Source organism: Tateyamaria pelophila (genome assembly GCF_019966495.1).
Classification (GTDB): Bacteria; Pseudomonadota; Alphaproteobacteria; order Rhodobacterales; family Rhodobacteraceae; genus Tateyamaria; species Tateyamaria pelophila.
The window spans coordinates 43,654-69,800 of sequence record NZ_JAIMIA010000008.1 but is presented as its reverse complement, the minus strand read 5'-3'; the positions used below and the strand labels follow the sequence as shown (position 1 = coordinate 69,800).

Annotated in this window: 25 protein-coding genes; 7 read left to right on the top strand and 18 right to left on the bottom strand. The window is 59.5% G+C overall.

Annotated features, from left to right (window positions below; translation table 11 throughout):
* Positions 1 to 109: 109 nt before the first annotated feature.
* The 14 genes from hemA to bchF form a co-directional block, all read right to left on the bottom strand.
* Positions 110 to 1,324 carry a 5-aminolevulinate synthase gene (gene hemA, locus LC354_RS04720; protein ID WP_223421693.1) on the bottom strand — a complete coding sequence of 405 codons (1,215 nt, stop codon included), beginning with the start codon at positions 1,322 to 1,324 and terminating at the stop codon, positions 110 to 112.
* Complete coding sequence (gene puhE, locus LC354_RS04715; protein ID WP_223421692.1) at positions 1,314 to 2,126, bottom strand: putative photosynthetic complex assembly protein PuhE; 813 nt, start codon at positions 2,124 to 2,126, stop codon at positions 1,314 to 1,316. Before puhE ends, hemA begins: the two co-directional genes overlap by 11 nt.
* A gap of 148 nt (positions 2,127 to 2,274) precedes the next feature.
* The gene (gene acsF / locus LC354_RS04710) at positions 2,275 to 3,381 is read right to left on the bottom strand and encodes a magnesium-protoporphyrin IX monomethyl ester (oxidative) cyclase (protein WP_223421691.1); all 1,107 of its coding nucleotides are present in this window, start codon (positions 3,379 to 3,381) and stop codon (positions 2,275 to 2,277) included.
* On the bottom strand, positions 3,378 to 3,674 hold the full coding sequence (locus LC354_RS04705) for a hypothetical protein (RefSeq protein ID WP_223421690.1): 297 nt from the start codon (positions 3,672 to 3,674) through the stop codon (positions 3,378 to 3,380). Before LC354_RS04705 ends, acsF begins: the two co-directional genes overlap by 4 nt.
* Before the next feature lie 19 nt (positions 3,675 to 3,693).
* Positions 3,694 to 4,161 (bottom strand): photosynthetic complex assembly protein PuhC, encoded by a 468-nt coding sequence (gene puhC, locus LC354_RS04700; protein WP_223421689.1) that lies wholly within the window; start codon positions 4,159 to 4,161, stop codon positions 3,694 to 3,696.
* Positions 4,162 to 4,166: 5 nt separating this feature from the next.
* Complete coding sequence (gene puhB / locus LC354_RS04695; RefSeq protein WP_223421688.1) at positions 4,167 to 4,802, bottom strand: photosynthetic complex putative assembly protein PuhB; 636 nt, start codon at positions 4,800 to 4,802, stop codon at positions 4,167 to 4,169.
* A gap of 73 nt (positions 4,803 to 4,875) precedes the next feature.
* On the bottom strand, positions 4,876 to 5,646 hold the full coding sequence (gene puhA, locus LC354_RS04690; RefSeq protein ID WP_223421687.1) for a photosynthetic reaction center subunit H: 771 nt from the start codon (positions 5,644 to 5,646) through the stop codon (positions 4,876 to 4,878).
* Between the two features lie 25 nt (positions 5,647 to 5,671).
* On the bottom strand, positions 5,672 to 7,096 hold the full coding sequence (locus LC354_RS04685; protein WP_223421686.1) for a PucC family protein: 1,425 nt from the start codon (positions 7,094 to 7,096) through the stop codon (positions 5,672 to 5,674).
* Positions 7,093 to 7,776, bottom strand: coding sequence for a magnesium protoporphyrin IX methyltransferase (bchM, locus tag LC354_RS04680; RefSeq protein WP_223421685.1), 684 nt, complete (start codon positions 7,774 to 7,776; stop codon positions 7,093 to 7,095). The genes LC354_RS04685 and bchM overlap by 4 nt, the downstream gene beginning before the upstream one ends.
* A complete protein-coding gene (bchL, locus tag LC354_RS04675; RefSeq protein ID WP_223421684.1) occupies positions 7,776 to 8,675 on the bottom strand; it encodes a ferredoxin:protochlorophyllide reductase (ATP-dependent) iron-sulfur ATP-binding protein in 900 nt (299 codons plus the stop codon). The genes bchM and bchL overlap by 1 nt, the downstream gene beginning before the upstream one ends.
* A 121-nt stretch (positions 8,676 to 8,796) precedes the next feature.
* The gene (locus tag LC354_RS04670; protein ID WP_223421683.1) at positions 8,797 to 12,357 is read right to left on the bottom strand and encodes a magnesium chelatase subunit H; all 3,561 of its coding nucleotides are present in this window, start codon (positions 12,355 to 12,357) and stop codon (positions 8,797 to 8,799) included.
* Positions 12,347 to 13,906, bottom strand: a complete 1,560-nt coding sequence (bchB, locus tag LC354_RS04665; protein WP_223421682.1) for a ferredoxin:protochlorophyllide reductase (ATP-dependent) subunit B — start codon at positions 13,904 to 13,906, stop codon at positions 12,347 to 12,349. The genes LC354_RS04670 and bchB overlap by 11 nt, the downstream gene beginning before the upstream one ends.
* Before the next feature lie 61 nt (positions 13,907 to 13,967).
* Positions 13,968 to 15,254: a ferredoxin:protochlorophyllide reductase (ATP-dependent) subunit N gene (locus LC354_RS04660; RefSeq protein ID WP_223421681.1), complete on the bottom strand. Its 1,287-nt coding sequence runs from the start codon at positions 15,252 to 15,254 to the stop codon at positions 13,968 to 13,970.
* Positions 15,251 to 15,751, bottom strand: coding sequence for a 2-vinyl bacteriochlorophyllide hydratase (gene bchF / locus LC354_RS04655; protein ID WP_223421680.1), 501 nt, complete (start codon positions 15,749 to 15,751; stop codon positions 15,251 to 15,253). The genes LC354_RS04660 and bchF overlap by 4 nt, the downstream gene beginning before the upstream one ends.
* A gap of 304 nt (positions 15,752 to 16,055) precedes the next feature.
* Between bchF and LC354_RS04650 the strand changes: the two genes are divergently transcribed.
* From LC354_RS04650 to LC354_RS04620, 7 genes are read left to right on the top strand one after another with little or no spacing between them, the layout of a single operon-like run.
* Positions 16,056 to 16,838 carry a cobalamin B12-binding domain-containing protein gene (locus LC354_RS04650; protein ID WP_223421679.1) on the top strand — a complete coding sequence of 261 codons (783 nt, stop codon included), beginning with the start codon at positions 16,056 to 16,058 and terminating at the stop codon, positions 16,836 to 16,838.
* The gene (ppsR, locus tag LC354_RS04645; protein ID WP_223421678.1) at positions 16,835 to 18,247 is read left to right on the top strand and encodes a transcriptional regulator PpsR; all 1,413 of its coding nucleotides are present in this window, start codon (positions 16,835 to 16,837) and stop codon (positions 18,245 to 18,247) included. The genes LC354_RS04650 and ppsR overlap by 4 nt, the downstream gene beginning before the upstream one ends.
* A gap of 55 nt (positions 18,248 to 18,302) precedes the next feature.
* Positions 18,303 to 19,202, top strand: a complete 900-nt coding sequence (chlG, locus tag LC354_RS04640) for a chlorophyll synthase ChlG (protein WP_223421677.1) — start codon at positions 18,303 to 18,305, stop codon at positions 19,200 to 19,202.
* Positions 19,199 to 20,458, top strand: coding sequence for an MFS transporter (locus LC354_RS04635; protein ID WP_223421676.1), 1,260 nt, complete (start codon positions 19,199 to 19,201; stop codon positions 20,456 to 20,458). The genes chlG and LC354_RS04635 overlap by 4 nt, the downstream gene beginning before the upstream one ends.
* Positions 20,459 to 20,462: 4 nt before the next feature.
* Positions 20,463 to 21,647 carry a geranylgeranyl diphosphate reductase gene (locus LC354_RS04630; RefSeq protein WP_223421675.1) on the top strand — a complete coding sequence of 395 codons (1,185 nt, stop codon included), beginning with the start codon at positions 20,463 to 20,465 and terminating at the stop codon, positions 21,645 to 21,647.
* The gene (gene idi / locus LC354_RS04625) at positions 21,644 to 22,177 is read left to right on the top strand and encodes an isopentenyl-diphosphate delta-isomerase (protein ID WP_223421674.1); all 534 of its coding nucleotides are present in this window, start codon (positions 21,644 to 21,646) and stop codon (positions 22,175 to 22,177) included. Before LC354_RS04630 ends, idi begins: the two co-directional genes overlap by 4 nt.
* Positions 22,174 to 22,803, top strand: a complete 630-nt coding sequence (locus LC354_RS04620; protein ID WP_223421673.1) for a LysE family translocator — start codon at positions 22,174 to 22,176, stop codon at positions 22,801 to 22,803. The genes idi and LC354_RS04620 overlap by 4 nt, the downstream gene beginning before the upstream one ends.
* Positions 22,804 to 22,902: 99 nt before the next feature.
* Here LC354_RS04620 and groL read toward each other — a convergent pair whose 3' ends face one another.
* The 4 genes from groL to LC354_RS04605 all read right to left on the bottom strand — a co-directional run bounded on the left by groL (position 22,903) and on the right by LC354_RS04605 (position 26,116).
* Positions 22,903 to 24,546, bottom strand: a complete 1,644-nt coding sequence (gene groL, locus LC354_RS04615) for a chaperonin GroEL (RefSeq protein ID WP_223421672.1) — start codon at positions 24,544 to 24,546, stop codon at positions 22,903 to 22,905.
* A 46-nt stretch (positions 24,547 to 24,592) separates the two neighbouring features.
* A complete protein-coding gene (locus LC354_RS04610; protein WP_223421671.1) occupies positions 24,593 to 24,880 on the bottom strand; it encodes a co-chaperone GroES in 288 nt (95 codons plus the stop codon).
* Between the two features lie 180 nt (positions 24,881 to 25,060).
* Positions 25,061 to 25,195, bottom strand: a complete 135-nt coding sequence (locus tag LC354_RS27665) for a hypothetical protein (protein ID WP_263289321.1) — start codon at positions 25,193 to 25,195, stop codon at positions 25,061 to 25,063.
* A 105-nt stretch (positions 25,196 to 25,300) separates the two neighbouring features.
* Complete coding sequence (locus LC354_RS04605) at positions 25,301 to 26,116, bottom strand: phosphocholine cytidylyltransferase family protein (RefSeq protein ID WP_223421670.1); 816 nt, start codon at positions 26,114 to 26,116, stop codon at positions 25,301 to 25,303.
* Between the last annotated feature and the right edge of the window lie 31 nt (positions 26,117 to 26,147).

Below are 26,147 nucleotides of genomic sequence, written 5' to 3'. Positions count from 1 at the left end.
AGTCTCCTTTGACGTTTGCTTGGTACAGAACGTAGCGGTTCAGAAGGCAAGTCAACAGTAACATTGACTTGACCCCCCTTTAACCCGCAATTTGGCCGACTTTTTTTGATCAGGCCACCGCGTGGGAGATTGCGCATTGCTTCCACAGGTCCTTGAGCGCCAGAACCAGATGTTCGATGTCGTCGATGCTGTGCAGGGGTGACGGCGTGAACCGCAGCCGTTCCGTGCCTTTGGGCACGGTAGGGTAGTTGATTGGCTGCACATAGATCCCGTAGCGTTGCATCAGGTAGTCTGCCAGCATCCGGCATTTGACCGGATCCTTGATCATCACGGGAATGATGTGGCTGGGATTGTCCATATGTGGGATGCCTTCCTGATCCAGCCGCTTGCGCAGATAGGCGACCCGCTCGCGTTGCAATATGCGTTCCTGGTCGGATTGCTTGAGGTGCCGGATGGAAGCCTGCGCCGCAGCAGCGACGGCCGGGGGCAGGGCGGTCGTGAAGATGAACCCCGAGGAAAAGCTGCGGATGAAGTCGCACATGGCCACGGACCCGGTGACATAGCCGCCGACGACGCCGTATGCCTTGCCCAGCGTCCCTTCGATCAGGGTGATCCGATCGGCCAGCCCTTCGCGTTCGGAGATTCCACCGCCATGGGGGCCATAGAGGCCGACGGCGTGCACTTCGTCCAGATAGGTCATGGCGCCGTGTTTTTCGGCCACCTCGACGATTTCCTTCATCGGGCAGATGTCCCCGTCCATGGAGTAGACGGATTCAAAGGCCACGATCTTGGGCGCGTTGGCGGGCAGGCTTGCCAGCTTGCGATCCAGATCTTCGGGGTCGTTGTGCTTCCAGATGACCTTGGTGGCCCGGCTGTGGCGGATGCCTTCGATCATCGAGGCGTGGTTCAGTTCATCCGACAGGATGACGGCGTCTGGCAGGCGACTGCCCAGCGTGCTGAGCGCGGCCCAGTTGGAGACATAGCCCGAGGTAAACAGAAGGGCGTCTTGCTTGCCATGCAGGCCCGCCAGTTCCGCTTCGAGCTGTTTGTGGGCATGGTTGGTGCCGGAGATGTTGCGGGTGCCGCCCGCGCCCGCGCCGCACATGTCGATGGTGTCTTTCATCGCCTTTGTCACGGTTGGGTGCTGGCCCATTCCCAGATAGTCGTTGGAACACCACACCGTTACCTCGTCTGGGGCTTCGTCATCGTGGCAAACGGCGCGTGGAAACGCACCGGACTTGCGCTCCAATTCCGCAAAAACGCGGTAGTTCCCCTCCTCTTTCAGCGTGTCGAGTTGGTTCTGGAACAAAACATCAAAGTCCATGATGCCCCCCTTGGTTTGTCTGTTGTTCTGGTGTGGGTTTGGGCGCGGGCAGCATCCAGCGCCAGAGCCGTTCATCGGGGATGGGAAGAACCATCACCCAGTGTTCGAGTGCCGCGAGGGCAGTGAGCGCCGTCATCAGCGCAAAGCCGGTGATCTCACCGACGGTTTCAGCGGCATAGAGCCGCTCGAGCCAGCACGCCACGGCGAATGTGAGAGCAGTGACCGAGATTGGAAACAGCCAGTTCATCGGTGCGATCCGGAAATGACTGGCCAGATGGCTGAGCGCATCCGGGAGAAAGTCCACATTGATCCGCGGCACGCCGAAAAACAGGTTCAGCTTGGCGGAAATGCGCGCGAAAAAGAGGACTGCAAAGGTCCAGAGCCCAAAGGGGTTGGGTGCGTGCCAGAGCAGCAGGCCAAGCGCGATGAGCGTGCCGGCCAGAAGCATCTCGTGATAGGCCAGTGTGCCCCATGCGCGAATGAAACGCTCCCACGGGGCCACGTTCGGGGGCAGTGGCAAGGTGTTGGGGCCAGTGATGACGCCGGTGAGGAAGGCGAGTTCGATCCAGCCCCAAAGCGCCAGAGCTGACAGGAAGGCCACGTAAATGCCCAGAATATCGGTCTGGGTTTGCGACCAGTATGCGCCGTAAGCTCCAACCGCCAGGAGCGGCAGGCCGATGAGCGTGGTGTTGACGCGGGCGCGGCGGCCCGCGCGATCGGCATATTTGACGGCCAGCAGAATAGTCCCGGTAGAAAACCACCAGATAAACAACGCAATGAAGGCAGCGATCCAAGGGGTCATCGTGTGGCCCCCGTCCCCGAAAACCGACACGGTTTTCGGCTGTTTTCTGACGCAGAAAACATCACCGCCCGGGTGAGGGTGCGTGCAGGAAAACGCAACGTTTTCCTGCCATTTTCCGCGTCGGAAAATGTGTATGCCGGTTCAAGGGTCAATAGGCTGGTTCCAGGCGCACGGATGCGGGCACAGCATGTTTCTTGGCGGGGATTGTGTAGAGATTCACGAAGGCCCACCCGGCACGGATCTGTGCACCCAACTTTTTCAATCCCTTTGCGTCGACCATATCCACATTGGCCTTTTGCAGCTTCTCCAGATTGCGCTGCCAGCGGGGATGTTCGATATCCAGCGTGATCGGATAGATTTGTTCGGTCATCTTGGACGTTTTGGTAAACACCTCGTGGGCATACCAGTCGGGATCAACGCCAAGCGCCTTGTGGAAGGCAGGCCGCTGGTGGTCGCGCACATACATCGTGGCATAGACTGCCGTGAGGAAGAACTTGATCCAATAGACATTGATGCCCGAGGTCAGCTTGGGATCGGTTTTCATCAGCAGCGCAAAAGCCTCGCCATGGGAAAACTCATCATTGCACCATTCTTCGAACCACTTGAAAATCGGGTGGAACCGATGCTCCGGGTGCGCCTCCAGGTGGCGGAAGATCGTGATGTACCGCGCGTATCCGATCTTTTCCGACAAATAGGTGGCGTAGTAGATAAACTTGGGCCGGAAATAAGTGTATTTCTTCTTCTGGGTCAGGAAGCCGAGGTTGACCCGCAAACCGGCCTCGCGCAGGGCGTCGTTGATAAAGCCCGCATGGCGCGCTTCGTCCCGTGCCATCAGCTGAAAGAGTTGTGTGATGTCCTTGTTGTTTCCGCGCCGCTTCATTTCCTTGTAGAGCACGCAGCCGGAAAACTCGGCTGTGCAGGAGCTGATCAGAAAATCGATGAATTCCTTTTTCAACTCGGGCTCCATGTTCTCCCAATCGACGTGGTCCCAGTCTTCGTTTTTCTTGAAGTGGCCCTTGTTGGGATCGGCTTCCATCTGGGCGATCAGCACGTCCCAGTCTTCGCGCACCGATGACACGTCGATCGCGTCCAACTCGTCGAAATCGGTGGTGTAGAAACGCGGCGTCAGCAGCGTGTTGGCCATGGCCGTCTCGGTGGCCATTTCGCTGGTATATTGCTTGTCCTGGGCTTCGGCGATCGCCAGCCCTTCTTCGACGGTGGTGGCGTCGGCGGTGTGCTTGAGTGGAGCGTTCATAGTGTCACCTCTTCGGAAAAGGAAAACTCGCAAAGTTCCATCACTTCGAAATCACCGGTCAGGCGCGTCCAAAGCTGTTCCAGCTTGCTGGCGCGGATGATCGTGGCCTGGCGGTCTTCGGAGACGACTTCACCGAAGGGGGCCATGATCTCGGGGCCTTCCACCTGTACTTCGTCGCCGGGATAGATCACAGCGCCGTTGTTGAACCGCACATGCGCGTGCAGGCTTTCGAATTTATGCGAAATCTCGACAGTGCAGGGTGCATGCTCGACTTCTCTCGTCAGTAGTCCCATGGTGGCTTCCTCCTCGGGATTAGGGTTGTTCCAGCAACCTGGCGAAGGTGCGGAGATTGGTGGCGCCAAAACCCATGAGTTCGGCTGACCAGTTCGTTTCGGGGTCGTAAATGGAGAGGCGATTGCCGTCGCGCAGGCGCAGCATCACCGGGGCGGACATATCTGCCCCCGATTTGGCACGTTCGCGGTTCACGACGCGGTCGATGCCGGCGACAAAGCCGCCCTTATCGGCAGAAAAATCGGCCAAGACCGTGCCGTTGCTGTCCAAAACGCGCGCGGCACCGGTGGATTCACCAGAGAGAAAGATGGCCCGTTCGCTCAGGATCGCGCTGTCGGCGGGTGTGCTTTCCAGGGGCCGGTCCGTCAGTGTTGCGATGGTCACCAGCGCCAGAATGGACAGGAGCAGGGCCATGACGGCCCGAACCATGACCTTGGGGACGAGTTGGTCTTCCTTGGCGTGAATGCGGACGTTTGAGCTATGTGTCATTGCGCTTACTCCGCCGCCACCGCGTCAAACGCGGCCGGGTTGCGGGTCACCTGTGGTATGCTGACGCGCGCTTCGGCGGTTTCGGCGAGAATGCGCGCCACGCTTTGGGCGTCGGGGATGCAGCGCAGCGCAGGCTGCGCAGGGCTGAAGCGCCATGATCTTGCATGGGGCCAGACCACCAGATAGCTCAGCGTGGTGTCGCCGATGGTTTCCAGCGCGATCGTGCCGGTGCCATCCTTGCGCAGCTTGAGCGACGCATTGCCCACCTCGCGGTAAGGCAGGTTGAGCGTCAGCGTCAGGGCGGCACCGATCCGCATGACGATGCGGGCAGAGGTAATCGTGTAAACCGTGTTGTGCGCTTGCACCCAGGCCACCCCGATCAGCAGGGCGCAGACGACCATGCCAAGAAGCAGGAAGGGCACCGTGGCCCCAATGGCCTGACCCAGAGGCAGCACATCAACCACCGTGACAAAGCGCCAGCCCATCAGGACCGCGAAATATCCGATAATCCAGTTCAGGTTCAGCGCGTCGCGTGCCAATGCCATTGTGGACGGCTTGCCTCGCCACAGAATCTCTTCGCCCTCGGGGGGCTGTTCGGGAAGCCCAGGGATGGGCTCAATCTCAAAATCGTCGTGGGACATGGCGCACATTCCCCCCTTTTTCGTTGCTTGCCTTGTGGTCCCGCGCGGCATGAAACCGCGCGGGTCGTCTGTTTCAGATCAAGGCTTCCTGACGGCTGACATCAGCGTAGAGCGTGCCGCCGCCGTAGTAACCACAGATCTTGTCTTCTTCGAGCAGGGTGACCTGCGTCGGACTTGCAATCGACGGAACAGTGCCGAAATGCTTGCCATAGAGGCTTCTGACCTTGACCTTGTCCTTGCCGATCCGGGCCATCGTAAGAGGTATCAGACGGTTGCCCGTGCCCCATTTGGAATCAAGCGTGAATTCCAGGTAGCGGACAAGCTGTTCGGGCTCATCTATCCACATATCGACGACTTTACCGACCACTTCACCATCGCCGGAGACAACGGGCAGCCCGCGTGGGTCACGGCCGGCGGCGAACTTGAACACCTCGTTGGAAGACATCGGTATGATTTTGGGATGACCATGGCCGTCCAGCTCCGGTGCATCACGGCGCGGCGCCCAGGAGGCGGGACCGACACCGTCGATCATCGGGTCACCGGTGGGTTCCAGCGGATACCCGTTGCCCATGCCGACCCGCTTGATGGCCAGATTCTCGCGCTCGGGGGCCTGCCCGGACGGCATCTTCAATTCGCCCTGACCATGAGGCAGCTTGAAAGTCTTATCGGATGGGATAGGCCACAGGCTGGGGTTCGAGGACTTTTTGCCCTCGTCGTCCTCCAGCGGATAGCCTTCGCGCATATTCTCGCGTTGGATGTAGATTATCAGGGCGGCAAAGAAGATATAGAAAAGCCAAAGTGACAGGCTCGCCAAATCGAATTCGCCAAAAAATGTCCCGGTCATGTCAGGTTTCCTTTTCTGGACAAGGTCATGTGGGAAAATCCATCAACCCGATGGGCTGAGGCTTTTCCGGCTGGGTGAGAGGACCAGAGTGGCGCACGAGCGGTCCCAGAATTGCGAGAGTGACAAAGAGCAGGCCAATCTCGACATGGTAAACGAAAGAATATCCGGTTGAAGGGGCGTTCAATGCCTCGCCCCACTGGCCGGACGTTGCGATGGCATTGACCCAGTCACGCAGGCCACCTCCAACTGCAATTGCGATACCGGCCGCGGTTGCCTGTGCCGCACCCCAGGCCCCGAGGGCGAGGCCCCGGCCAGCTTTGCCATGGGCGGGCATGGTCATCGCCGCAGTCAGGGTTGAAATGGCAAAAAGACCATTGCCGAAACCGATCAGCGTCGCACCAACGTAGAACAATCCGTTGGCCTGCATGGGCGACGCAAAGATCACGAGGCTGAACGCACAAACCCCGGCCAGAATGCCCGTCGCGGCCAGCCTGTAGGGGTCTGATCCCGTCGCCAGCCGTTTGCCAGCCAGGGCAAATCCGGCCAAAGCGCCGGTGGCCCACAGGGCGGTCAACACGGTCGTCGCCGCAACCGAAAGACCCAGGATTTCGCCGCCATAAGGCTCGAGCAAAACGTCCTGCATGTTGAACGCCATGGTGCCGACAAAGACGCAGACCAACAGCCGCCCCGCCTGTCCACCGGACATGAAATCCTTCCACGCGTCGCGGAACAGCGGGCGAGGCGCCTCACGCTCCTGCTTGGTCGAGGGTTGCAGGGATTCCTGTTTCCACAGGGCGATGAGGTTCAGAATCACGCCGACCACGGCGGCGCCTTGCACCACCCGGATCAGGGTCAAGTCTGTGTAATTGCGAAGCAATCCACCGATGATCAAGGCCGAGATACCCATGCCGACGAGGAACATCACATAGAGCAGCGCCACAACACGGGGACGGGTTTCATCGGTGGCCCGGTCACTGGCCAGCGCCAGCCCGGCTGTCTGTGTCATGTGCAGGCCAAGGCCTGTCATGAGGAAGGCAAGAGCGGCAAAGACTTCGCCTGCAAAGGGTACCTTGATGTAAACATCCCCGCCCAGAACCAGCAGGGCAAAGGGCATGAGGGCCAGGCCGCCGAACTGCCAGAGCGAGCCAAACCAGATATAGGGCACCCGCTTCCAGCCGATGGCGGATTTGTGTGTGTCGGATCGGAACCCCAAAAGGGCCCGGAACGGCGCAATCAGTACCGGAAGCGCGATCATCACCGCCACGATGGTCGCGGCGAGGTTCAGCTCAACAATCATCACCCGGTTCAGCGTGCCCAAAAGCAACACCGATGCCATGCCGACCGACACCTGAAACAGTGACAGGCGCAAAAGCTCGTTCAGCGGCAATCCTTCGGAGGCCGCATCGGCGAAGGGCAGAACCCGTGTGGTGAGGCGCCGCAACTGGCTCATGCACGCAACTCCATTGCTTCGGAAATGTAGAAGCCCGATGTGACCCGGTCGACAGGACGCAGCGTGCTGCGTACGCCCTTGTCCTTGGCCGCGCGGGCGAGGGCAGGGTGGGCATGTGGGATCATCACGGGCGACCGGTCAGAGCGGGGAAACGCCTTGCCTGCATACCACATGGCCATCAGGGCCGGAGTGCGCGGTGCCACGGTGAAAACAATCGGACCGGAGACGCGCGACTCGAGCGCCGCGAGATGGGTGCCGATGTCATCAGCGGTGTAGTAAATCATGCTGTCCATGGCGATGATGGCGTCGAACTGACCCAATTCAGGGTCAAACATGTCGCCCGCACGAAACTGAACCTGTTTGTGCAGGTCCGTAGGCAGGCGGCGCTTGGCGATATCGATCAACTGAGGCGAGATGTCGACAGCAACGACCTGCGCCCCGCGCTGAGCCATTTCGATCGTGGCAGGCCCTGCACCGCATCCAGCATCAAGAATCCGCGCGCCGCGCAAGTCTTCCGGCAAGCGTGATAACATCAGTGCCCGCATCCGGTCCCGGCCCGCGCGCACGGTTTCGCGAATGCGGCTGACGGGCGCGTCCGATGTCAGACGCTCCCAGGTCTTGGTCGCCGTGCGATCGAAATAGTCTTCAATCCGGGCGCGGGTTTGGTCATAGGCTGGCATCAATCAAATCCAAGCAATTCAAAGATATCGCGATCTTCCATCGGCATGGGGGCCACACCTTCGGTGCCATCATAAAGCAGTTTGGCAAGGCGCATGTACTCGGCCCGGCAGCGCACGATATCCTCGTCGTCGTCCATCTCGAACAGGGTCTTTTTCTTCAGGCGGCTCCGGCGGATGGCGTCCACATCGGGCATATGCGCGATGCGGTTGAAGCCCACGGTGTCGCAATAACGGTCGACCTCATTGGTGTCTTTGGACCGGTTGGCGACGCAGCCCGCCAGGCGGACCTTGTAGTTCTTGGACTTGGCCTGGACCGCCGCGATGATCCGGTTCATCGCATAGATACTGTCGAAATCATTGGCGGTAACGATCAGGGCGCGGTCGGCGTGCTGCAAGGGGGCGGCAAAGCCACCGCAGACCACATCGCCCAGCACGTCAAAGATCACCACATCGGTCTCTTCCAGCAGGTGGTGCTGTTTCAGCAGCTTGACGGTTTGACCGACCACATAGCCACCGCACCCGGTGCCCGCAGGGGGCCCGCCTGCCTCGACGCATTTCACGCCGTTGAAGCCGGTTGCCACGAAATCCTCGGGGCGCAGTTCTTCGGGGTGAAAATCGACCTCCTTCAGGATGTCGATCACTGTGGGCTGCAACATGCCGGTCAGGGTAAAGGTGCTGTCGTGCTTGGGGTCGCACCCGATTTGCAAAACCCGCTTGCCCAGCATGGAAAAGGCCGCCGACAGGTTCGAAGAGGTCGTCGATTTACCGATGCCGCCCTTGCCATAGACGGAAAACACCTTCGCGCCTTCTATCTTTGCTTCTTCATCCTGATGAACCTGCACGGATCCTTCACCGTCCTGACCCCGCAAATTGGGGGGGTTTCTGTCGAGTGGGCTCATGAGAGTTTCCTTTCCTCGGATACAAAGCATCCGTTGGTATCACCGGGGGCGCGATCCCCTGCTTCATCTTGCCAGAAAAACTCCCGCCGGAGGCTCCTGTCATCTGAGATGGTCAAACGGATCATTCTGCTGCGATCCCTTCGAGCTTGTCTTCCAATGCGTCCGCTGCATCCTGCAGCGCCGCGAGGGTTTCGGCATCGGGCTGCCAGTAGTTGCGATCCGACGCTTCCAGCAGGCGGTTGGCCATGCGGCTGGAGGCGGTCGGGTTCAGATCGGCCAGCCGCTTGCGCATCTCGTCATCCAGAACAAAGGTCTCGGAAATGCGCTGATACACCCACTCGTCGACCTGTCCGGTCGTGGCAGACCAGCCGACCGTATTGGTCACCTGGGCTTCGATCTGGCGGACACCTTCGGCACCATGCTTGAGCAACCCTTCGAAAAACTTCGGGTTGAGCGAGCGGGAACGTGTTTCCAGCGCCACCTGATCCTTGAGCGTCCGCACTTTGGCCGCCCCGCGTGTCTGGTCACCGATGTAAATGGCCGCATCCGATCCGCGCGCGCGTTTCACTGCCCGCGCAATACCGCCCAACGTGTCGAAATAGTGGTCGACGGTGGTGACACCCAGTTCAACGGATTCCAGGTTCTGATAGGCCACCTCGACATCCGCCAAGGCCTGCTGAAGCAGTTTGGGGTTGGCCGCCGACTTGCCGTCGACGCCATAGGCAAAGCTTTTGCGGTTCTCGTAGGCATCGGCCAACTCATCCTCGTCCCCAAAGGCGGAACTGTCGACCAACTGGTTCACGTTCGATCCATAAGCGCCTTCGGCATTGGAAAAGACCCGCAATGCTGCCGTCGCCAGATCGCAGCCCTGTTTCTCGGCATAGATGAGCGCATGGGCCCGGATGAAGTTTTGCTCCAGTGGCTCATCCGCTTGCGCGCATTTCAGCGCCGCTTCGGCCAGCATCCGGCTTTGCAGCGGCAGCAGGTCGCGGAAAATGCCAGACAGGGTCATAACGACGTCGATCCGCGGACGGCCCAGCTCTTCGAGCGGGATCAGATCCGCGCCCGCCAGACGGCCAAAGCTGTCGAAACGGGGCGTGCAGCCCATCAACGCCAGCGCCTGTGCAATCGGGACCCCATCGGATTTGATGTTGTCGGAGCCCCAAAGCACCAGCGCAATGGAGCGCGGCAAAGTCGGGTGCGTTTCAAGCAGCAAATCTGCCTGTTTCATTCCATCGCGGCAGGCAAAGGCCGTGGGCATCCGGAATGGATCAAAGGCGTGAATGTTACGGCCCGTCGGCAAGATCGCGGACGAGCGGATCAGGTCTCCGCCGGGTACAGGCAGGATGTACTTGGCATCCAGCGCATCCATCAAAGCGCCCAGTTCTGTCTCGTGTTTCAGCAATTCGTCCACACGGGCGCGCGCTTCGAGGTCAGCATGCGGCATCAGGTCAAGATACTCGGCCCGCGCCGCATCTGTGAGTGGAGCGCCAACGACATGCAGACCATCCGGGATCAGGGCGTCTTCGGTTTCAAGCAGCTTCAACCACAGCGTTTCGGGGGCAGCCCCGCCCATATCGACGTTTTCCGCCTGTTCGGCAATCAACGCTTCCAACTCGGCCCTGATCGGGTCATCGTTCTCCAACCCGCGCCAGCGCGTCAGGCTGTCTTTCAACTCGACGAGACCCTTGTAGAGCCCCGATTGTGCCAGCGGCGGCGTCAGATGGGTGATGGTCACTGCACCGGAGCGGCGCTTGGCCAGCGACGCCTCGGAGGGGTTGTTGGCGGCATAAAGATAGATGTTGGGCATTTCGCCGATCAGGCGATCCGGCCAGTCCCGCGCTCCTAGGCCTGCTTGCTTGCCTGGCATGAATTCCAGCGCGCCATGCATGCCGAAATGCAGCACAGCATCCGCTTGGTACGTGTTGCGCAGCCATAGGTAGAACGTGACAAAGGCGTGCGTCGGCGCAAACCCTTTTTCGAAGAGTAACCGCATCGGGTCGCCTTCGTAGCCAAAGGCAGGTTGTACACCGACAAAAACGTTGCCAAGCTCTTTGCCCAGCACAAATACACCGCGGCCATCAGATTGGATCCGACCCGGCGCGGGGCCCCATACGGCCTCGATCGCCGCGAGTGGCGGTGTCGTCCGTACAATGGTGTCGGCATCGACATGGGCCGCGACGTTCGCTTCTTGTCCGTACTGCTTTGCGTTTCCGCCGAGTACCAGACCGCGCAATTCATCGACGGTTTCGGGCACGATCACGTCATAGCCGCGTGCCTTCATGGTAGTCAACGTATTGAAAAGGCTTTCAAACACACTGAGATAGGCCGCCGTTCCGACAGCGCCGGCATTGGGTGGAAAGCCAAAAAGGACAACGGCGATCTTTTTGTCCGCGTTCTGTTTGCGGCGCAGGCGACCGAGGCGCAAAACCTTTTCCGTCAGGCTTTCGATCCGTTCCTGACAAGGCACCATGGCCTTCGGCTCGGCGGCGACCGCGCAGTTGCAGGCGCAACCGTTGCAGCCTTCTGGCCCCAAACGTCCGCCGAAAACAGTGGGGCAGGTGGCCCCATCCAACTCGGGCAAGGCGACCAGCATCGTTGTCTCGATCGGACCAAGGCCGCCCGAGCTGTTTGCCCATTGGCCAAGCGTCTGGAATTCCAGCGAATGGGCGGCAAGATAGGGCACATCCAGATCGGCAAGGACCTTGATCGCCGCCGCGTTGTCATTATACGCGGGCCCGCCCACCAGCGAGAACCCCGTCAGGGAGATCATGGCGTCAATCTTGCCCTTGAAATAGGCGTCGATCGCGGGGCGGGCGTCCAGACCACCGGCAAAGGCGGGCAGGACACGGATGCCCTTGGCCTCCAGCGCACGGATCACCCCATCATAGTGAGCGGTGTCAGAACTGAGCACATAAGAGCGCAGCATGACGATGCCGACGGTCAGCTCCGGATCTTTGGGGCCGGGCAGATCATCGGGATCCGTCGTGATGCGCTGCGGCAGATCGGGATGGTAAAGGCCGGTATCGGGGTAATCGATCGGGGCCGGGGCCTCCGGGGCCTGTTTCCACGCGGTGTCCGTGGCATAGCGGTTCAGCAAAAACTGGATCATGCTGCGGACATTGTCGTCCGAGCCACCGAGCCAGTACTGCATGACGAGGAACCAGGCGCGCAGGTCCTGCGCCTTGCCGGGAAGGAATTTCAGAATCTTGGGCAGACGGCGCAGCATCTGCATCTTTTTGGCCCCATCCTCTGACGAGGGTTTGGACGAGCCGCGCAGGCGTTTCATCAGTTTGCCAATGCCCGATACAGGCTTGGCCATGTCCAGTGTGCCCATGCGCGTCAGCTTGACGATGTCTGAATCCGCAATGACGCCGATCATCGCGTCGCAATGGTCGCGGCGCGCCCGCAAGGCAGGCAGAATGCGAGACACATGCTCTTCAAGAAACAACAGGTTGGCAACGATGATGTCGCCATGACGCACCGCCTCTTCGGCGGCCTCAAAGGCACCCGGCGTTTCGCCCCATTCGGCGGCCGCGTGGATTTGCAGATCCAGACCGGGATAGTCGCGCTCCAGCACCTTCATGGCGCGGCGGGCGGGCCCCGCGGCGTGGCTGTCCAGAGTGAGGATGACCACGCGGTAGCCGGGCATGCGCCCGATAATGCCTGTTTCATCGCGCATAGTGGGCCTTTGCCTCGTAAAGAGTGTCGATTGATATCTGGGCCACGCCGCGCTCGGCCGCGTAGTTTTCCGTATTGCGGCGGGCCTTGCCGCGCACAAAGAAGGGAATCTTCTTCAATTCTTTTTCTGCATCATCCAACCAGATGACGTCCGAACCAGTGATCTTCTCCTGGCTGGAAATATCCCGGGGGGAAGCCGCAGGCTGGGGGGCTGGCCCCCCCTCCACGCTTGCCGCAGGCGCATGGCCACCGTGATGCGACGGACCGGCCGCATCGTGAAACTCGAAATCGTCCCGGAACATATGGAGCAAATGCTCCTCCAGCCCCATGACCAGAGGATGTACCCATGTGTCGAAAAGCACATTTGCGCCTTCGATTCCCATTTGTGGCGAATAGCGCGCCGGAAAGTCCTGCACATGAACTGGAGCGGAAATCACGGCACAGGGAATACCGAGACGTTTGCCGATGTGGCGCTCCATCTGGGTGCCAAGGATCATTTCAGGCTGAAGCGCTTCGATCACGCGCTCAACTTCCAGGTAGTCGTCGGTGATGGTGGCCTCAAGCCCCATTTCCTTGGCTTTGGCGCGAACGGGCCGTGCCATTTCCCGGTTGTAGCATCCCATGCCCACAACTTCGAAACCCATTTCATCCTGCGCGACGCGGGCGGCTGCCAGAACATGGCTGCCGTCTCCGAATACAAAGACACGCTTCCCGGTCAGGTACGTGCTGTCGACGGATTTGGAATACCAGGGCAAGCGCAGACGGGTTTCGTCCATATAGGGGGCCACACCGGTCAGCGCGGCCATTTCGTTCACGAAATCACGGGTCGCGCCAACGCCGATCGGCACAATCTTAGTATAAGATTGTCCAAGCTCCCTCTCCATCCAGCGGGCTGCGGATTCGGCGGTTTCGGGATACATCAGAACGTTGAAATGAGCCGCACCCATGCGGGCAATGTCACTGGGTGAGGACGTCATGGGCGCCACGACGTTTACGCTGATGCCCATATCGGACAACAGTGCGGTCACTTCCTGAATGTCGTCGCGATGCCGGAAGCCGAGGGCCGTCGGGCCAATCAGGTTGGCCGTGATCTGCTTCGTGCGGTCCATCGGTTTGGCGAGGGCCTTGACGATCTGAAAGAACGTCTCGTCCGCGCCAAAGTTTTCCTTGCGCTGGTAAGACGGCAATTCGAGCGGGATCACGGGCACGGGAAGGCCCATGGTTTCAGCCATGCCGCCGGGATCGTCCTGAATCAATTCCGCAGTGCAGGACGCTCCAACGATGATCGCTTCGGGCTTGAACCGGTCATAGGCGTCCTGGGCGGCTGTCTTGAACAGATTTGCGGTGTCGGCCCCCAGATCACGGGCCTGAAATGTCGTGTAGGTGACGGGCGGGCGGTGATTGCGCCGTTCGATCATTGTGAACAGCAGGTCGGCATAGGTGTCGCCCTGCGGCGCGTGCAGCACATAGTGCAGGCCCGTCATGCCGGTGGCGACGCGCATGGCCCCCACATGGGGCGGCCCTTCGTATGTCCAGACAGTGAGTTTCATATGAGACCTCTGGGGCGCTGCCCCAGACCCCGGAGTTTATTTGGCAAGATGAAGAAGTGGATCATTCAGCGGCCTCCAGCTTGAGGAGGCTGTGACGGCGCAGAGGCCGCGAGAAGAGACCCGCGAGGTCGCCTGCCTGTTCGTAGAAATGGACGGGTGTGAACACCAGTTCGATGGCCCATTTGGTGGCCAGCCCTTCGGCTTCAAGCGGGTTTGCGAGGCCAAGCCCGCAGACTGTCAGATCGGGTCTTGCGTCTTTGGCACGATCCAGTTGCTTGTCGACGTCCTGTCCTTCGGAGATCGTCGGCCCTTCGGCAAGCAGATCGAGATCCGGGCCAACGATGCCTTTATGGATGAAAGGGGCGCTGACCTCGATGGCTTGCATGCCGCATTCGCGGGTCAGGAACCGTGCCAGGGGAATTTCGAGTTGGCTGTCGGGGAAGAAGAAGACGGATTTGTTGTGCAGCACCTCGGCGGCTTGGCCGATGGCCTTGCGGGCACGGGCGCGCGGTGCGGCCGTCACTTTTTCGAAAAGCTCTGGCGATACGCCGAATTCGGTTGCGATTGCGGCGAGCCATGCCGTTGTGCCTTCTTCGCCAAAAGGGAAGGGGGCAGGCAGGTGTCGAGCGCCGCGCCGCGTCAGCGCGTCATGGGTGTCGCCAAGGAAAGGCTGTGTCAGCGCATAGACGGTGCCACTGCCGACACCAAGATCGTCGCTGGCGCGCGGGGCGGGCAGAACCTTGATCGGGCCGATGCCCATCGCTTCGAGCAGGCCGATTGCCTGCTCTTCGACGACGTCGGGCAGCGCACCAACCAGAAGCAACTGGCGTTGATCATCGTCGGGCAGCACAGGCACCATGGACGCCAGACAGGCGTCTTCGCCTTGGGTGAATGTGGTTTCGATCCCCGAGCCGGAGAAGTTCAGAACCCGCACCGATGGCGCGTGTCGTTGCGTCATCCGCTCGGCAGCCTTGGCCAGATCCAGCTTGATCACTTCGGAGGGGCAGGACCCCACGAGGAACAGTTGTTTGATGTCGGGGCGACGGGCCAGAAGCTCGTCGACGACTTTATCCAGCTCGTCCTGGGCATCCGCCAGCCCGGCGAGATCGGTCTCTTCGAGAATCGCGGTCCCGAAGCGTGGTTCTGCGAAAATCATTACGCCTGCGGCGGATTGCAAAAGGTGGGCGCAGGTGCGCGATCCGATGACCAGAAAGAATGCATCCTGCATTTTGCGGTGAAGCCAAATGATTCCGGTCAGCCCGCAGAAGACCTCGCGTTGGCCGCGTTGTTTGAGAATCGGTGTTTCACGGCAGCCGCCAGCGGCTGGAAGGCGTGGAAGTTCGGTCACGCGTGCACCCCCTCAAATGCGGCGGCCTGCAGTCTGGCCGCCCGGAGTTTCAGGATGAATTGGACCGCATTGATCACGTATGTCGCATAGGCCGCCAAGGCCAGCCACATGAGCGGAACAGGGGCAAGGGCGCCGGTGAAAAGGGCCCAGAGGTAGGCGGTGTGCAGTGCAATGACGAGAAAGGAAAACACGTCTTCCCAGAAGAAAGCAGGCGCCAGAAGGTATTGACCAAAAACAACTTTTTCCCAGATTGCCCCTGTGACCATGATGACATAGAGCACCAGGGTTTTGATCACGATCGACCACGCGGCAAGCTCGTATCCGTTTCCTGTCCAGAGATAGCGAATCACAAACCCCAAGGACACAAGGAAGACAAGGAACTGCAGCGGTGCCAGGATGCCCTGAACAGGAGTCCAGATTGTCGCGTCACGGCGCGCCCGTTCTTCGGGTGTGTAAAGACCGGCTCGTATCTGGTTGGAATGTGTCCGATTGGACATGAACGCTTGCCTCGTTGATAGTTCCTGAACCAAATGTACCGACGCGAGAGGAAAAGTGTCAATTAAAACTTACAGTCTGCAGCGGTGTGCTGTTCGATTTAGCTGACATGGTCGTGTGTATTATGGCTGTGTCTCATAAAATATGGGCTATCGCTCGGTTCATTATAGTGCAAATTCGGGCTTCAAGGCATGAAAACTGTCAAATACAGTTGACATTCCGGCCTGTCAGGCAGACAGTTTTAGTCAACCCGCGACTCTGAAGCGCCAGAGTCGTCAACTGCGTTGCTGCCGATTGGGGTGTTTTATGACGCATGACGACACATTTGGACAATTCGGTTCGGGAAAAAAGGACCAAGACTCGGGACCTCTCGCTTCTCAAGTACTGAAGTTTCTGTCCGAGAGGCAGAATGTCGGTGCAACAGGTGCACGTAGTGTCGTCTTGGACTATCTGGTCCGCGCGACCCTGTCGCCGAAGTGGTTCGATCCCGTACAGGTCATGCATGAGTTGCGTGGCTATCGTTTGACCGTTGATACTGTGATTGACCTTTATATCCCGCAGACGGCCGTGTGTCTCGGTGAGCTTTGGGTGACGTCCGATATAGATTTTGCAGAAGTCACGGTTGGGTCATTGCGCCTCCAGTCTCTTCTGATCGAAGCATCAGTGGACGCGACGTGTCGATCTGCCGCCAACGCTGCGGAAGTATTGAGCGCCTTGGTCGTCGTACCAGAAGGTGAACAGCATTTCCTGGGCGCGACTGTTGCCGGAGGCCAGTTGCGCCGTCTGGGGTGTGATGCAAGCGTTGCCTTCTGCGAAAGCTCAAAAGAGATAGAAGAGCGCATCAAGTTCGATCAACCCGATATGGTCCTATTTTCATGCGCGCGCGGTGCACCGCTCGAATATGTTGCCAGAACTGTCGATAAGGTGCGCGCCCTCGCCACTGCTCCACCCGTGCTCGCCCTCGGGGGTCCGATCAAAGGTGATCTGGGTGGGATCAAAGAATATACGGACGTAGATTTGGTCACAAACTTTGTGAAAGACGTGGTGAGCTTCTGCGCAAAACGACAGAAGGCACTAGGTGGACGATGACCTCCCGCGGCAGTAATTTTTGGACGAGCGGATCTGTTCCGCTCATTGAGCCTGAGTTCCTAAGTAGTATAATAGGGGCTGCTTCTGACATTGCCTTGGTTGTGTCGCAGCAGGGCATCGTTCTTTCCGTGGTTTTGAACGCCAATGACGCCACTCTTGGAAATCTCCGCCACTGGGAAGGCCGACCCATCGTCGATTTTCTGACCGTGGAAAGCGTGGAAAAGTTCAATACAGCGCATGCGAAATATCTGGAAGGTAGCGTTCCGAGGAAACCGCTTGAGCTGAACCACTCGGACAACGCGGTATGGCAGTACCCCGTCCGCTATACCTTTCACCGGTTTGGCCATGAAAATGCGGCCTTGCTCCTGGGTCGGGATTTGCGCCCCATTGCGGAAACGCAGCAGCAATTGGTGCAGGCGCAAATCGCTCTTGAACAGGGCTATGAGGCGCGGCGCGAGTTTGATGCCCGCTACCGCGTGGTCATGGCCAATGTGCAGGACGCCGTGGTCTTTGTGTCGGTCCAGACGGGCCGGGTTGAGGATGCCAACGGCCGGGCCGCGACGCTGCTGGGGATGAAGCCGGACGCATTGACCGGCGCCACCTTTGCGAGTTTGTTTTCGGATCGGTCCGGCAGTGAACTTGTAAGCAGTTTAATGAACGCGACGCTGTCGAATGACGCAGGTCCGGTTACCGTGCGGGCGACCCGTACCCGCCAGGCCCTGTCACTGGTGCCTTTCGTGTTCCGGGCGGGCGGTCAGCGTATTCTGATGTGTCGCCTGCTGGACGATGCGGACGTGTCCGCATCCGAGGAGGCCTCAAGCAGCCACGCGACGGCTCTGGTTCAGCAAACGACCGACGGTATCGTGTTTACGGATACTCAGGGCGCCGTCCTGTCGGTGAACGACGCGTTCCTCAATCTGATTGGCGCGGCGCATAAGGGCGACGTGATTGGCGTCAAACTATCGGATTTCATGGCGCGCGGTCAGGTCGACCTGGATGTGCTTTTGGAAAATACCGGCCGGTCCGGTTACATGCGGGCCTATGCGACGCGATTGGTCAATGACCTTGGCGCGCGGGTGCCGGTCGAAATGTCGGCGACGCGCCTAAAGGACCCCGAACACCCCGTCATTGCTCTGATTCTGCGTGATGTGAGCCGCCTTGAGGGTGTTCGCAAGGCAGAGGGTCAGCCGACGGTAAATGATCCGAGCGCGAACGTGATGAATCTTGTCGGATCTGCGTCGCTGAAAGATATCGTGGCGGAAACGACGGACGTGGTGGAGAAGATCTGCATCGAAACAGCCGTCAACCTGACGCGCAACAATCGCGTTGCGGCGGCTGAAATGCTCGGACTTTCGCGCCAGTCTTTGTATGTCAAACTACGCAAATACGGGCTGTTGGCAAAAGAGTGACTGACACAGCAGCCTGACACTTGCGCCGACTCAAAGTGTCAGACATAGTTGACACATGGATGTTAGTCAGCCTTTGACCGTGCGCCGTTATCCTGACCCTGCGGCTGCCCTTCGTTTGATCAAACCGATCACGTGGTTCCCACCGATGTGGGCCTATGTGTGCGGCGTGATCTCTTCTGGTGTATCGCCTTCCGGGCAATGGTATCTGGTGCTGCTGGGTGTTTTGCTGGCCGGTCCCATCGTGTGCGGGATGAGCCAGGCCGCCAATGACTGGTGCGATCGTCACGTAGATGCCATCAACGAACCGGATCGTCCGATTCCATCGGGGCGCATTCCGGGCCGTTGGGGGCTGTGGATCGCGTTGGGCATGTCAGTTCTGTCGTTGTTTGTCGGCTGGCAGTTGGGGCCCTGGGGTTTTGCGGCGACTGTTGTCGGCGTTCTGGCCGCCTGGGCCTATTCCGCTGAACCTGTGCGGATGAAGCGATCCGGCTGGTGGGGTCCGGGCCTTGTGGGCCTGAGTTATGAGACATTGCCCTGGATCACGGGTGCGGCGGTGCTGAGCGCCGGCGCGCCCCGTGCGGAAGTGCTGTTGATCGCCCTGCTTTACGGATTGGGCGCGCACGGCATCATGACCCTCAATGATTTCAAGGCGCTTGAAGGTGACCGGCAGATGGGCGTGAATTCCCTGCCTGTCACCCTTGGTCCGCGCAAGGCGGCACAGGTGGCCTGCCTCGTGATGGCGGTGCCGCAGATCATCGTAATGGTTTTGCTCGCACTGTGGGGGCAAGTCACCCACGCAGCGGGCATCTTCACCGTTCTGTATCTGCAATTCTGGGCGATGACGGTCATGTTCAAAGACCCAAGGGCCAAGGCGCCCTGGTATAATGGCACGGGCGTTACGCTCTATGTGGCCGGCATGATGGTTGCGGCCTTTGCCCTGAGGGGGTTGGGATGAGCGTTGGTTGGATGACATTGGTACGTTTGTGCCTGGTGAACGCGGCCATCGGCGGTTTGGCCGCATTGCCGTTGAACCTGTTCAATCGGCTGATGACCGTAGAGCTGGCCTTGCCTGCCTTGCTGCCGGGTCTGCTCGTCGCGCTCCATTACGGCGTGCAACTGACCCGACCGGTCTGGGGCCATCGCTCTGATATCAAAGGGGGGCGAACGCCGTTCATCCTCGGCGGTATCGCCGTTGTGGCAATGGGTGTCGTCGGCGCTGCGTGGGGTATTCAGGTGGCCGAGACCTCGATACAGTGGGCCTTTGCGATCTGGATCACTGCCTATGCCGCGATCGGACTGGGCATTGGTGCCGCAGGCACGTCGTTTCTGGCGCTGCTGGCCAGCGTCACCGGCCCGCGCAAGGGGGCATCGGCCACATTGGCGTGGCTGCTCCTGATTGCGGGCGCAATCTTTGCCTCCATCGGGACGGGTATCGCGCTTGAGCCTTACAGCCCGGCCCGACTGGTGGCTGTGGTTGCCGTTGTGGGTGCGATCGCCTGCCTGTTGTGCGTCATTGCCACTTGGCGGGTTGAGCGGCATTTGCCGCCTGCGCCTGTGGTCGAAGATATGCCGCTGATGGAAGGCTTGCGGATCACATGGTCTGATCCCGTTGCGCGCAAGTTCACGGGTTTTGTTTTCCTGTCGATCCTCGCCTTTTTCCTGTCCGAGCTGATCTTTGAACCCTTTGCTGGGCATATTCACGGCCTCAGCCCGGAGGACAGCACCAAGCTGTCCGGTGGCAAGGATGGCGCGGCGCTGCTGGGGATGATCGCGGCTGGTGTCTTGTCGCATTTCGCGATTGGAAGTCTCCGGTTCTGGGCCGTGACGGGCTGTGTCCTGTCCGCGATGGGCCTTTTGGGCTTTGCTACGGGTCTGCCCTTGGTGCCAAGCACCGTCGTTTTGGGTCTTGGCAACGGTTTGTTCGTTGTGGGTGCCGTCGGATCGATGATGCAACTGGCCGCAGCACATGCCGAAGCCGCGGGCACGCGGATGGGCGTCTTTGGGGCGGCCCAGGCGATTGCCGCGGGCCTGGCCGGGCTGATCGCCACCAGCATGCTGGACTTGACCCGAATGATATTACCGGATGCCGCCGCCTATGCGTCGGTGTTCACGCTCGAAGCTGCACTTTTCCTCATCGCGGCCCTTGTGGCAGCGCGGGTGATGCGTGCGGCGTCTGATATGAATGATGCAACCTTGGTTCCGGGGGAATAGACACTTGTATGATGTAGTCGTTGTGGGTGGTGGGCCCTCAGGCGCCACAGCCGCCGAAGATTTGGCGCGCTCAGGCCATTCCGTTGCAATGATCGACCGCGATGGTCGGATCAAGCCTTGTGGCGGTGCTATTCCGCCGCGCCTTATGCAGGATTTCAACATCACCGACGATCAGCTGGTCGCCAAGGTGAACACCGCGCGCATGGTCTCGCCCAGCGGGCGGCATGTGGACATCCCGATCGAGAATGGCTTTGTCGGCATGGTCGATCGCAAGGATTTCGATCCGTTCCTGCGCCAGCGGGCCGTTGAAGCCGGGGCGGAGATGTTCACCGGCACCTATCTGCGGATCGAGCGTGAGGCTGGCAATGCCAAACGCTTCGTCATCTACCGGGACAAGGAAACCGGAGAGGAGCGCAAGCTGCAAACCCGGATCATCATCGGTGCGGACGGTGCGCGCTCCAAGGTGGCACGCCAGGAGGTGCCCGGCGGCGACAAGATCCCGTATGTGCTGGCCTATCATGAAATCATCGAGGCTCCTGCGGCCAACGACACCTATGATCCGACGCGCTGCGACGTGATTTATGACGGGGCCATCAGCCCGGATTTCTACGGGTGGATTTTCCCACATGGAAATACGACCAGCGTCGGCATGGGAACAATCGTCACCGATGTGGACCTGAAGGATGCGACCGCAGCATTGCGCGCGTCCGCCGGACTGTCAGAGTGCAAGACACTGCGCAAGGAAGGCGCGCCCATTCCATTGCAGCCGCTTCGGTTCTGGGACAACGCGAATGACGTCGTTCTGGCGGGTGATGCAGCCGGCGTTGTTGCACCGTCCTCGGGCGAGGGCATCTACTACGCCATGTTTGGCGGTCGTGTCGCCGCCACAGCCGCCGCCGCAACGATCGCGACCGGGCGGATCGTCAATCTGGGGCTGGCACGAAAGGCCTTCATGCGCGAGCACAAGCAGGTCTTCAAGGTTCTGGGTGCCATGCAAAACGCGTATTACCGTTCAGACGACCGGCGCGAGCGGTTTGTGTCCTTGTGTCATGATGTAGATGTTCAAAAGCTGACATTTGAGGCTTATATGAATAAAAAGCTGGTCGCGGCGCGGCCCATGGCCCACATTAAGATCGGTATCAAGAACATGGCCCACCTGACAGGGCTGGTGAAAGCGAACCACGTATGAGCATCATGATCCCCGCCTGGGTCGATGGCACCCTCATCCCGGTTGAAAAGCTGGAGGCCCACGAACGCGGGCTGAAGCACAAGGCGGTGTCGGTCTTTATCCTGCGGGGTAGGGAGGTTTTGTTGCAGCAACGGGCGATGGGGAAGTATCACACGCCGGGCCTGTGGGCGAACACCTGCTGCACCCATCCCGATTGGGACGAAGCGCCCGGGGATTGCGCCGTGCGCCGTCTGGATGACGAGTTGGGCATCAAGGGTCTGCCGCTGCGAAATCGCCACCATCTGGAATATCGCGCCGAAGTGGGCGGCGGCTTGATCGAGCACGAGGTTGTTGACGTCTATGTCGGCCATGCGCCCGATCCATTTGCGTTTGTACCAAATCCGGATGAAGTCATGGCAACCGAATGGGTTGATTTCGACGCGCTGAAGGCCCGTATTGCGCGCAGCCCGGAGCGTTTTACCCCATGGCTACGGATTTACATGGCCGAGCATGCCGCCACCATTTTCGGTGCTGATCTGGTCGAAGTGTGAGCGCCGAAACCTATCTGCTGTATCTCGCCGCCGTGGCGGTCTTTTTTGCGACACCGCCGGACACCAGCCAGCTTTTGATCGTCTCGAACGCGATGAAACACGGGCTGAGGCGCAGTACATGGGTCATTGCCGGTGATCTGAGTGCCAATGTGTTGCAAATGACGGCGGCCGCATTCGGGTTGGCCGCGTTGATCGCCAGTTCGGCCACAGCGTTTCTTTGGATCAAATGGTTTGGCGTTGCCTATCTGGTGTGGATCGGGCTGAGCCTGATGCTGTCGCGCGACACGCCGCACGCGGGGCGCAGTGCGGCCTCCGGACGGCCGGGACGACTTTATCGCATGGGGTTCGTGACTTCGATGACCAACCCCTTCGCGGTCGTGTTTTTCGCAGCCCTCTTTCCGCAGTTCATTACCCCGGACGTTCCGGTTTGGCCTCAATTGCTGATTCTGGGAGCCACCTATCTGGTGGTCGACGGCCTGACGCTCTTGGCGTGGGGCTGGGCGGCGGACCGGGCTATGGCGCGTCTGGCCAAATGGTCGTTCACCATGATCAACCGGCTGTGCGGCGGGTTGATGATCGGTGCTGCTGTTCTGCTCGGTCTCAAGGATATAACGCCCCAGAAGTAGGGATGATGTGGCTTGCCGAAGGGTGGCATCCTGTGGCGATGGCCCGTCCTGGGACCGACCCGCAGGCTTGCGCCCGCGGGTCAATCTTGGAGCGTTTGTTTACATCATGCCGCCCATACCGCCCATGCTTTCCATATCGGACATCCCTTGGCCGCCCGATTTGGCGGGCTTGTCAGCCACCATCGCCTCTGTGGTCACAAGCAGGCCCGCAACGGATGCTGCGTATTCCAGTGCGATCCGAACAACCTTGGTCGGGTCGATGACGCCGGCCTTCAGCATATCGCCGTATTGGTCCAACTGCGCATCATAACCAAAGGTCTTGCTTTTGTTCTCAAGAACCTTTCCGGCTACAACCGAGCCATCGACGCCGGCATTTTCAGCGATCTGGCGCAGGGGCGCCTGAAGCGCCTTGCGGATGATCTTGATGCCTGCATCCTGATCGGCGTTGTCGCCCTTGAGCCCTTCGAGCACTTTGCCCGCGTGAACCAGCGCGACGCCACCCCCCGGCACGACGCCCTCCTGGACGGCTGCACGTGTTGCGTTCAGGGCGTCATCGACCCGGTCCTTGCGCTCCTTGACTTCGATCTCGGTGGCACCGCCAACCTTGATGACCGCAACACCGCCCGACAGTTTAGCCAGACGTTCTTGCAGTTTTTCCTTGTCATAATCGGATGTGGTGTCTTCGATCTGGGCGCGGATCTGGGTCACGCGTGACGCGATCGCCGCCTTGTCACCGCCGCCGTCGATCACGGTTGTGGTGTCTTTGGTGATCGTGATCTTCTTGGCATCGCCAAGCATGTCCAGGGTGACGCTTTCCAGCTTGATGCCCAGCTCTTCCGAGATCACCTGTCCACCAGTCAGCACGGCGAGGTCTTGCAACATTGCCTTGCGACGATCGCCAAAACCGGGCGCCTTGACACCGGCCACTTTCAGACCGCCGCGCAGCTTGTTCACGACGAGCGTTGCGAGCGCCTCTCCGTCAACGTCTTCGGCAACGATCAAAAGCTGCTTGTTCGCCTGCATTACGGCTTCGAGCAAGGGCACCATAGGGGCCAGTGACGTCAGTTTTTTCTCGTGCAACAGGATAACGCAGTCTTCGAGGGTCGCCGTCATCTTGGCGGTGTCCGTAATGAAATACGGGCTGAGGTAACCGCGGTCGAATTGCATGCCTTCGACCACTTCGGTCTCGGTATCCAGACCTTTGTTTTCCTCGACGGTGATGACACCTTCGTTGCCGACTTTCGCCATGGCATCCGCGATCTGTTGGCCGATGGCTGCTTCGCCATTTGCAGAGATCGTGCCGACCTTGGCAATCTCGGCCGTGTCGCCCACGGGCCGCGACATGGCCTTGACCTCGGCCACGACGGCGGTCACGGCCTTATCGATGCCGCGTTTCAGGTCCATCGGGTTCATGCCGGCCGCAACCGATTTCATGCCTTCCTTGACAATGGCTTGTGCCAGAACTGTCGCTGTGGTGGTGCCGTCGCCCGCTTCGTCATTGGTGCGCGAGGCGACATCCTTGACGAGCTGTGCGCCCATGTTCTCGAACTTGTCTTCAAGCTCGATCTCTTTTGCAACCGTCACACCGTCCTTGGTGATGCGCGGTGCACCGTATGATTTGTCGATGACCACGTTGCGCCCTTTGGGACCAAGTGTGACCTTTACGGCGTTGGCGAGGGTGTTGATGCCCTTGAGCATGCGATCACGGGACTGTGTGCCGAATTTGACGTCTTTTGCAGACATGTCGATATTCCTAATTGAAAAGCGGAGGGAAAGGGTTTGGCGGCGGTCAGGCCATGACGCCGAGAATGTCGCCTTCCTTCATGATCATCAGCTCTTCGCCGTCGATCTTGATTTCAGTTCCGGACCATTTTCCGAAAAGGATTTTGTCGCCGGCCTTGACGTCCATCGCGATCCGCGCGCCTGCTTCGTCCTTGGCTCCGGCACCGACGGAAACGACTTCGCCTTCCTGCGGTTTTTCCTTGGCGCTGTCGGGAATGATCAGGCCGCCCGACGTCTTTTCATCGCCTTCGATACGGCGGACCAGGACGCGGTCATGTAGAGGGGTAAACGTCATGGAAATGCTCCTTCTCGAGATTTCCGGGTAGGGGTGGCGTGCGTAGGGACGCATTGGCACTCGCCACACCTGAGTGCCAATGTTTGAAAAGTGGCTATCCTGACGGATCTCTGCAAGAGCTGGCCGAATTATATTTTTCTCGGGTCGGTCCGTCTGGCCGTTGTGACCTGGAAATCTGTTTTACTTCACCTTTTTGCCACCGATCGCCAGTGCTGGTTTGCCTGCCAGAGAGTTGGCCGTCGCGGAGACCTTTGGCTTTTCCTGTTTCGGTTTCTTGGCTTCCTTGTTGCCACGTTTGTTGTTGCCTTTAGACATTGTCTGTCCTTTCAAAATGCAGCGATCCAAGGCCGAAATGGCAAGGTCTGGCTGCGGTACGCACCGGTCGCCACAAGCTGGCGCGCGGTGGATTGCTGTGTCGCTTCACGTCGGACCGGGCCCGTCTTCGGAGGCTTCGTCCAACGCGCGTTGCTGGCCACGTGATACAGTGGTGATAGGTGATCGGAAGATCGCGTTAGCGGTGTCAAAATCTTCGGTTGTCTCGATATTCGTCCAGTTCAGCCCGGTGACATCGAACGCATATATGTCCGTTCCCTTTTCGATCAATTGCCCATATGCGGCTTCAAGATCGATATTAAGATTTGCGGCGTTTTCCGTCATCAGCGCAATTTCAGCAAAGAGCAGCGGCGCGGTTTTGGCGCTGATCTTCTCGATCCCGATGGACACTCCTTGGGCCGTTTCAGGATCAACGGATTTGCCCAAGGCACGGACGTGATTTTGGTCGTCAGCGACGACCTTCATTTTTCCGTCGGCGCTTTTGCGATCGATACACAAGGCGTTAGGCAAGTCGCTGTCAGTGAATTGGCGCAGGATTTTGGCGTCGAACACGACATTCGCATCGATTCTGATGAATTCGGAGCTCCCGATCGCAGCCGCGGCCAAACTCAGTGCATGGGCGGTGTTGCTGTCGCGGTATCGATCATTGGTCACATAGGTGACGCGTACCCCTCGAAAGGCCTTGGTGACAAACTGCGTGATGTCGTCGGCCCTGTGGCCGAGCACCAGCACGAACCGCGAAATACCGCAGCTGAGGCAATTTCGGATCATACGCTCAAGAATGACGGACCCGCCGACCGACAGCATGCAGGCGGCAGTGCTGTCGGTCATCGGACCGAGACGCGCGTTCATGCCGTCTGCGAGTATGACGGCCATCGGGGGGCGGTAACTGTCGTAAGTCATGGTGTGCGTCTCCTAAATTTATCCGAGGACG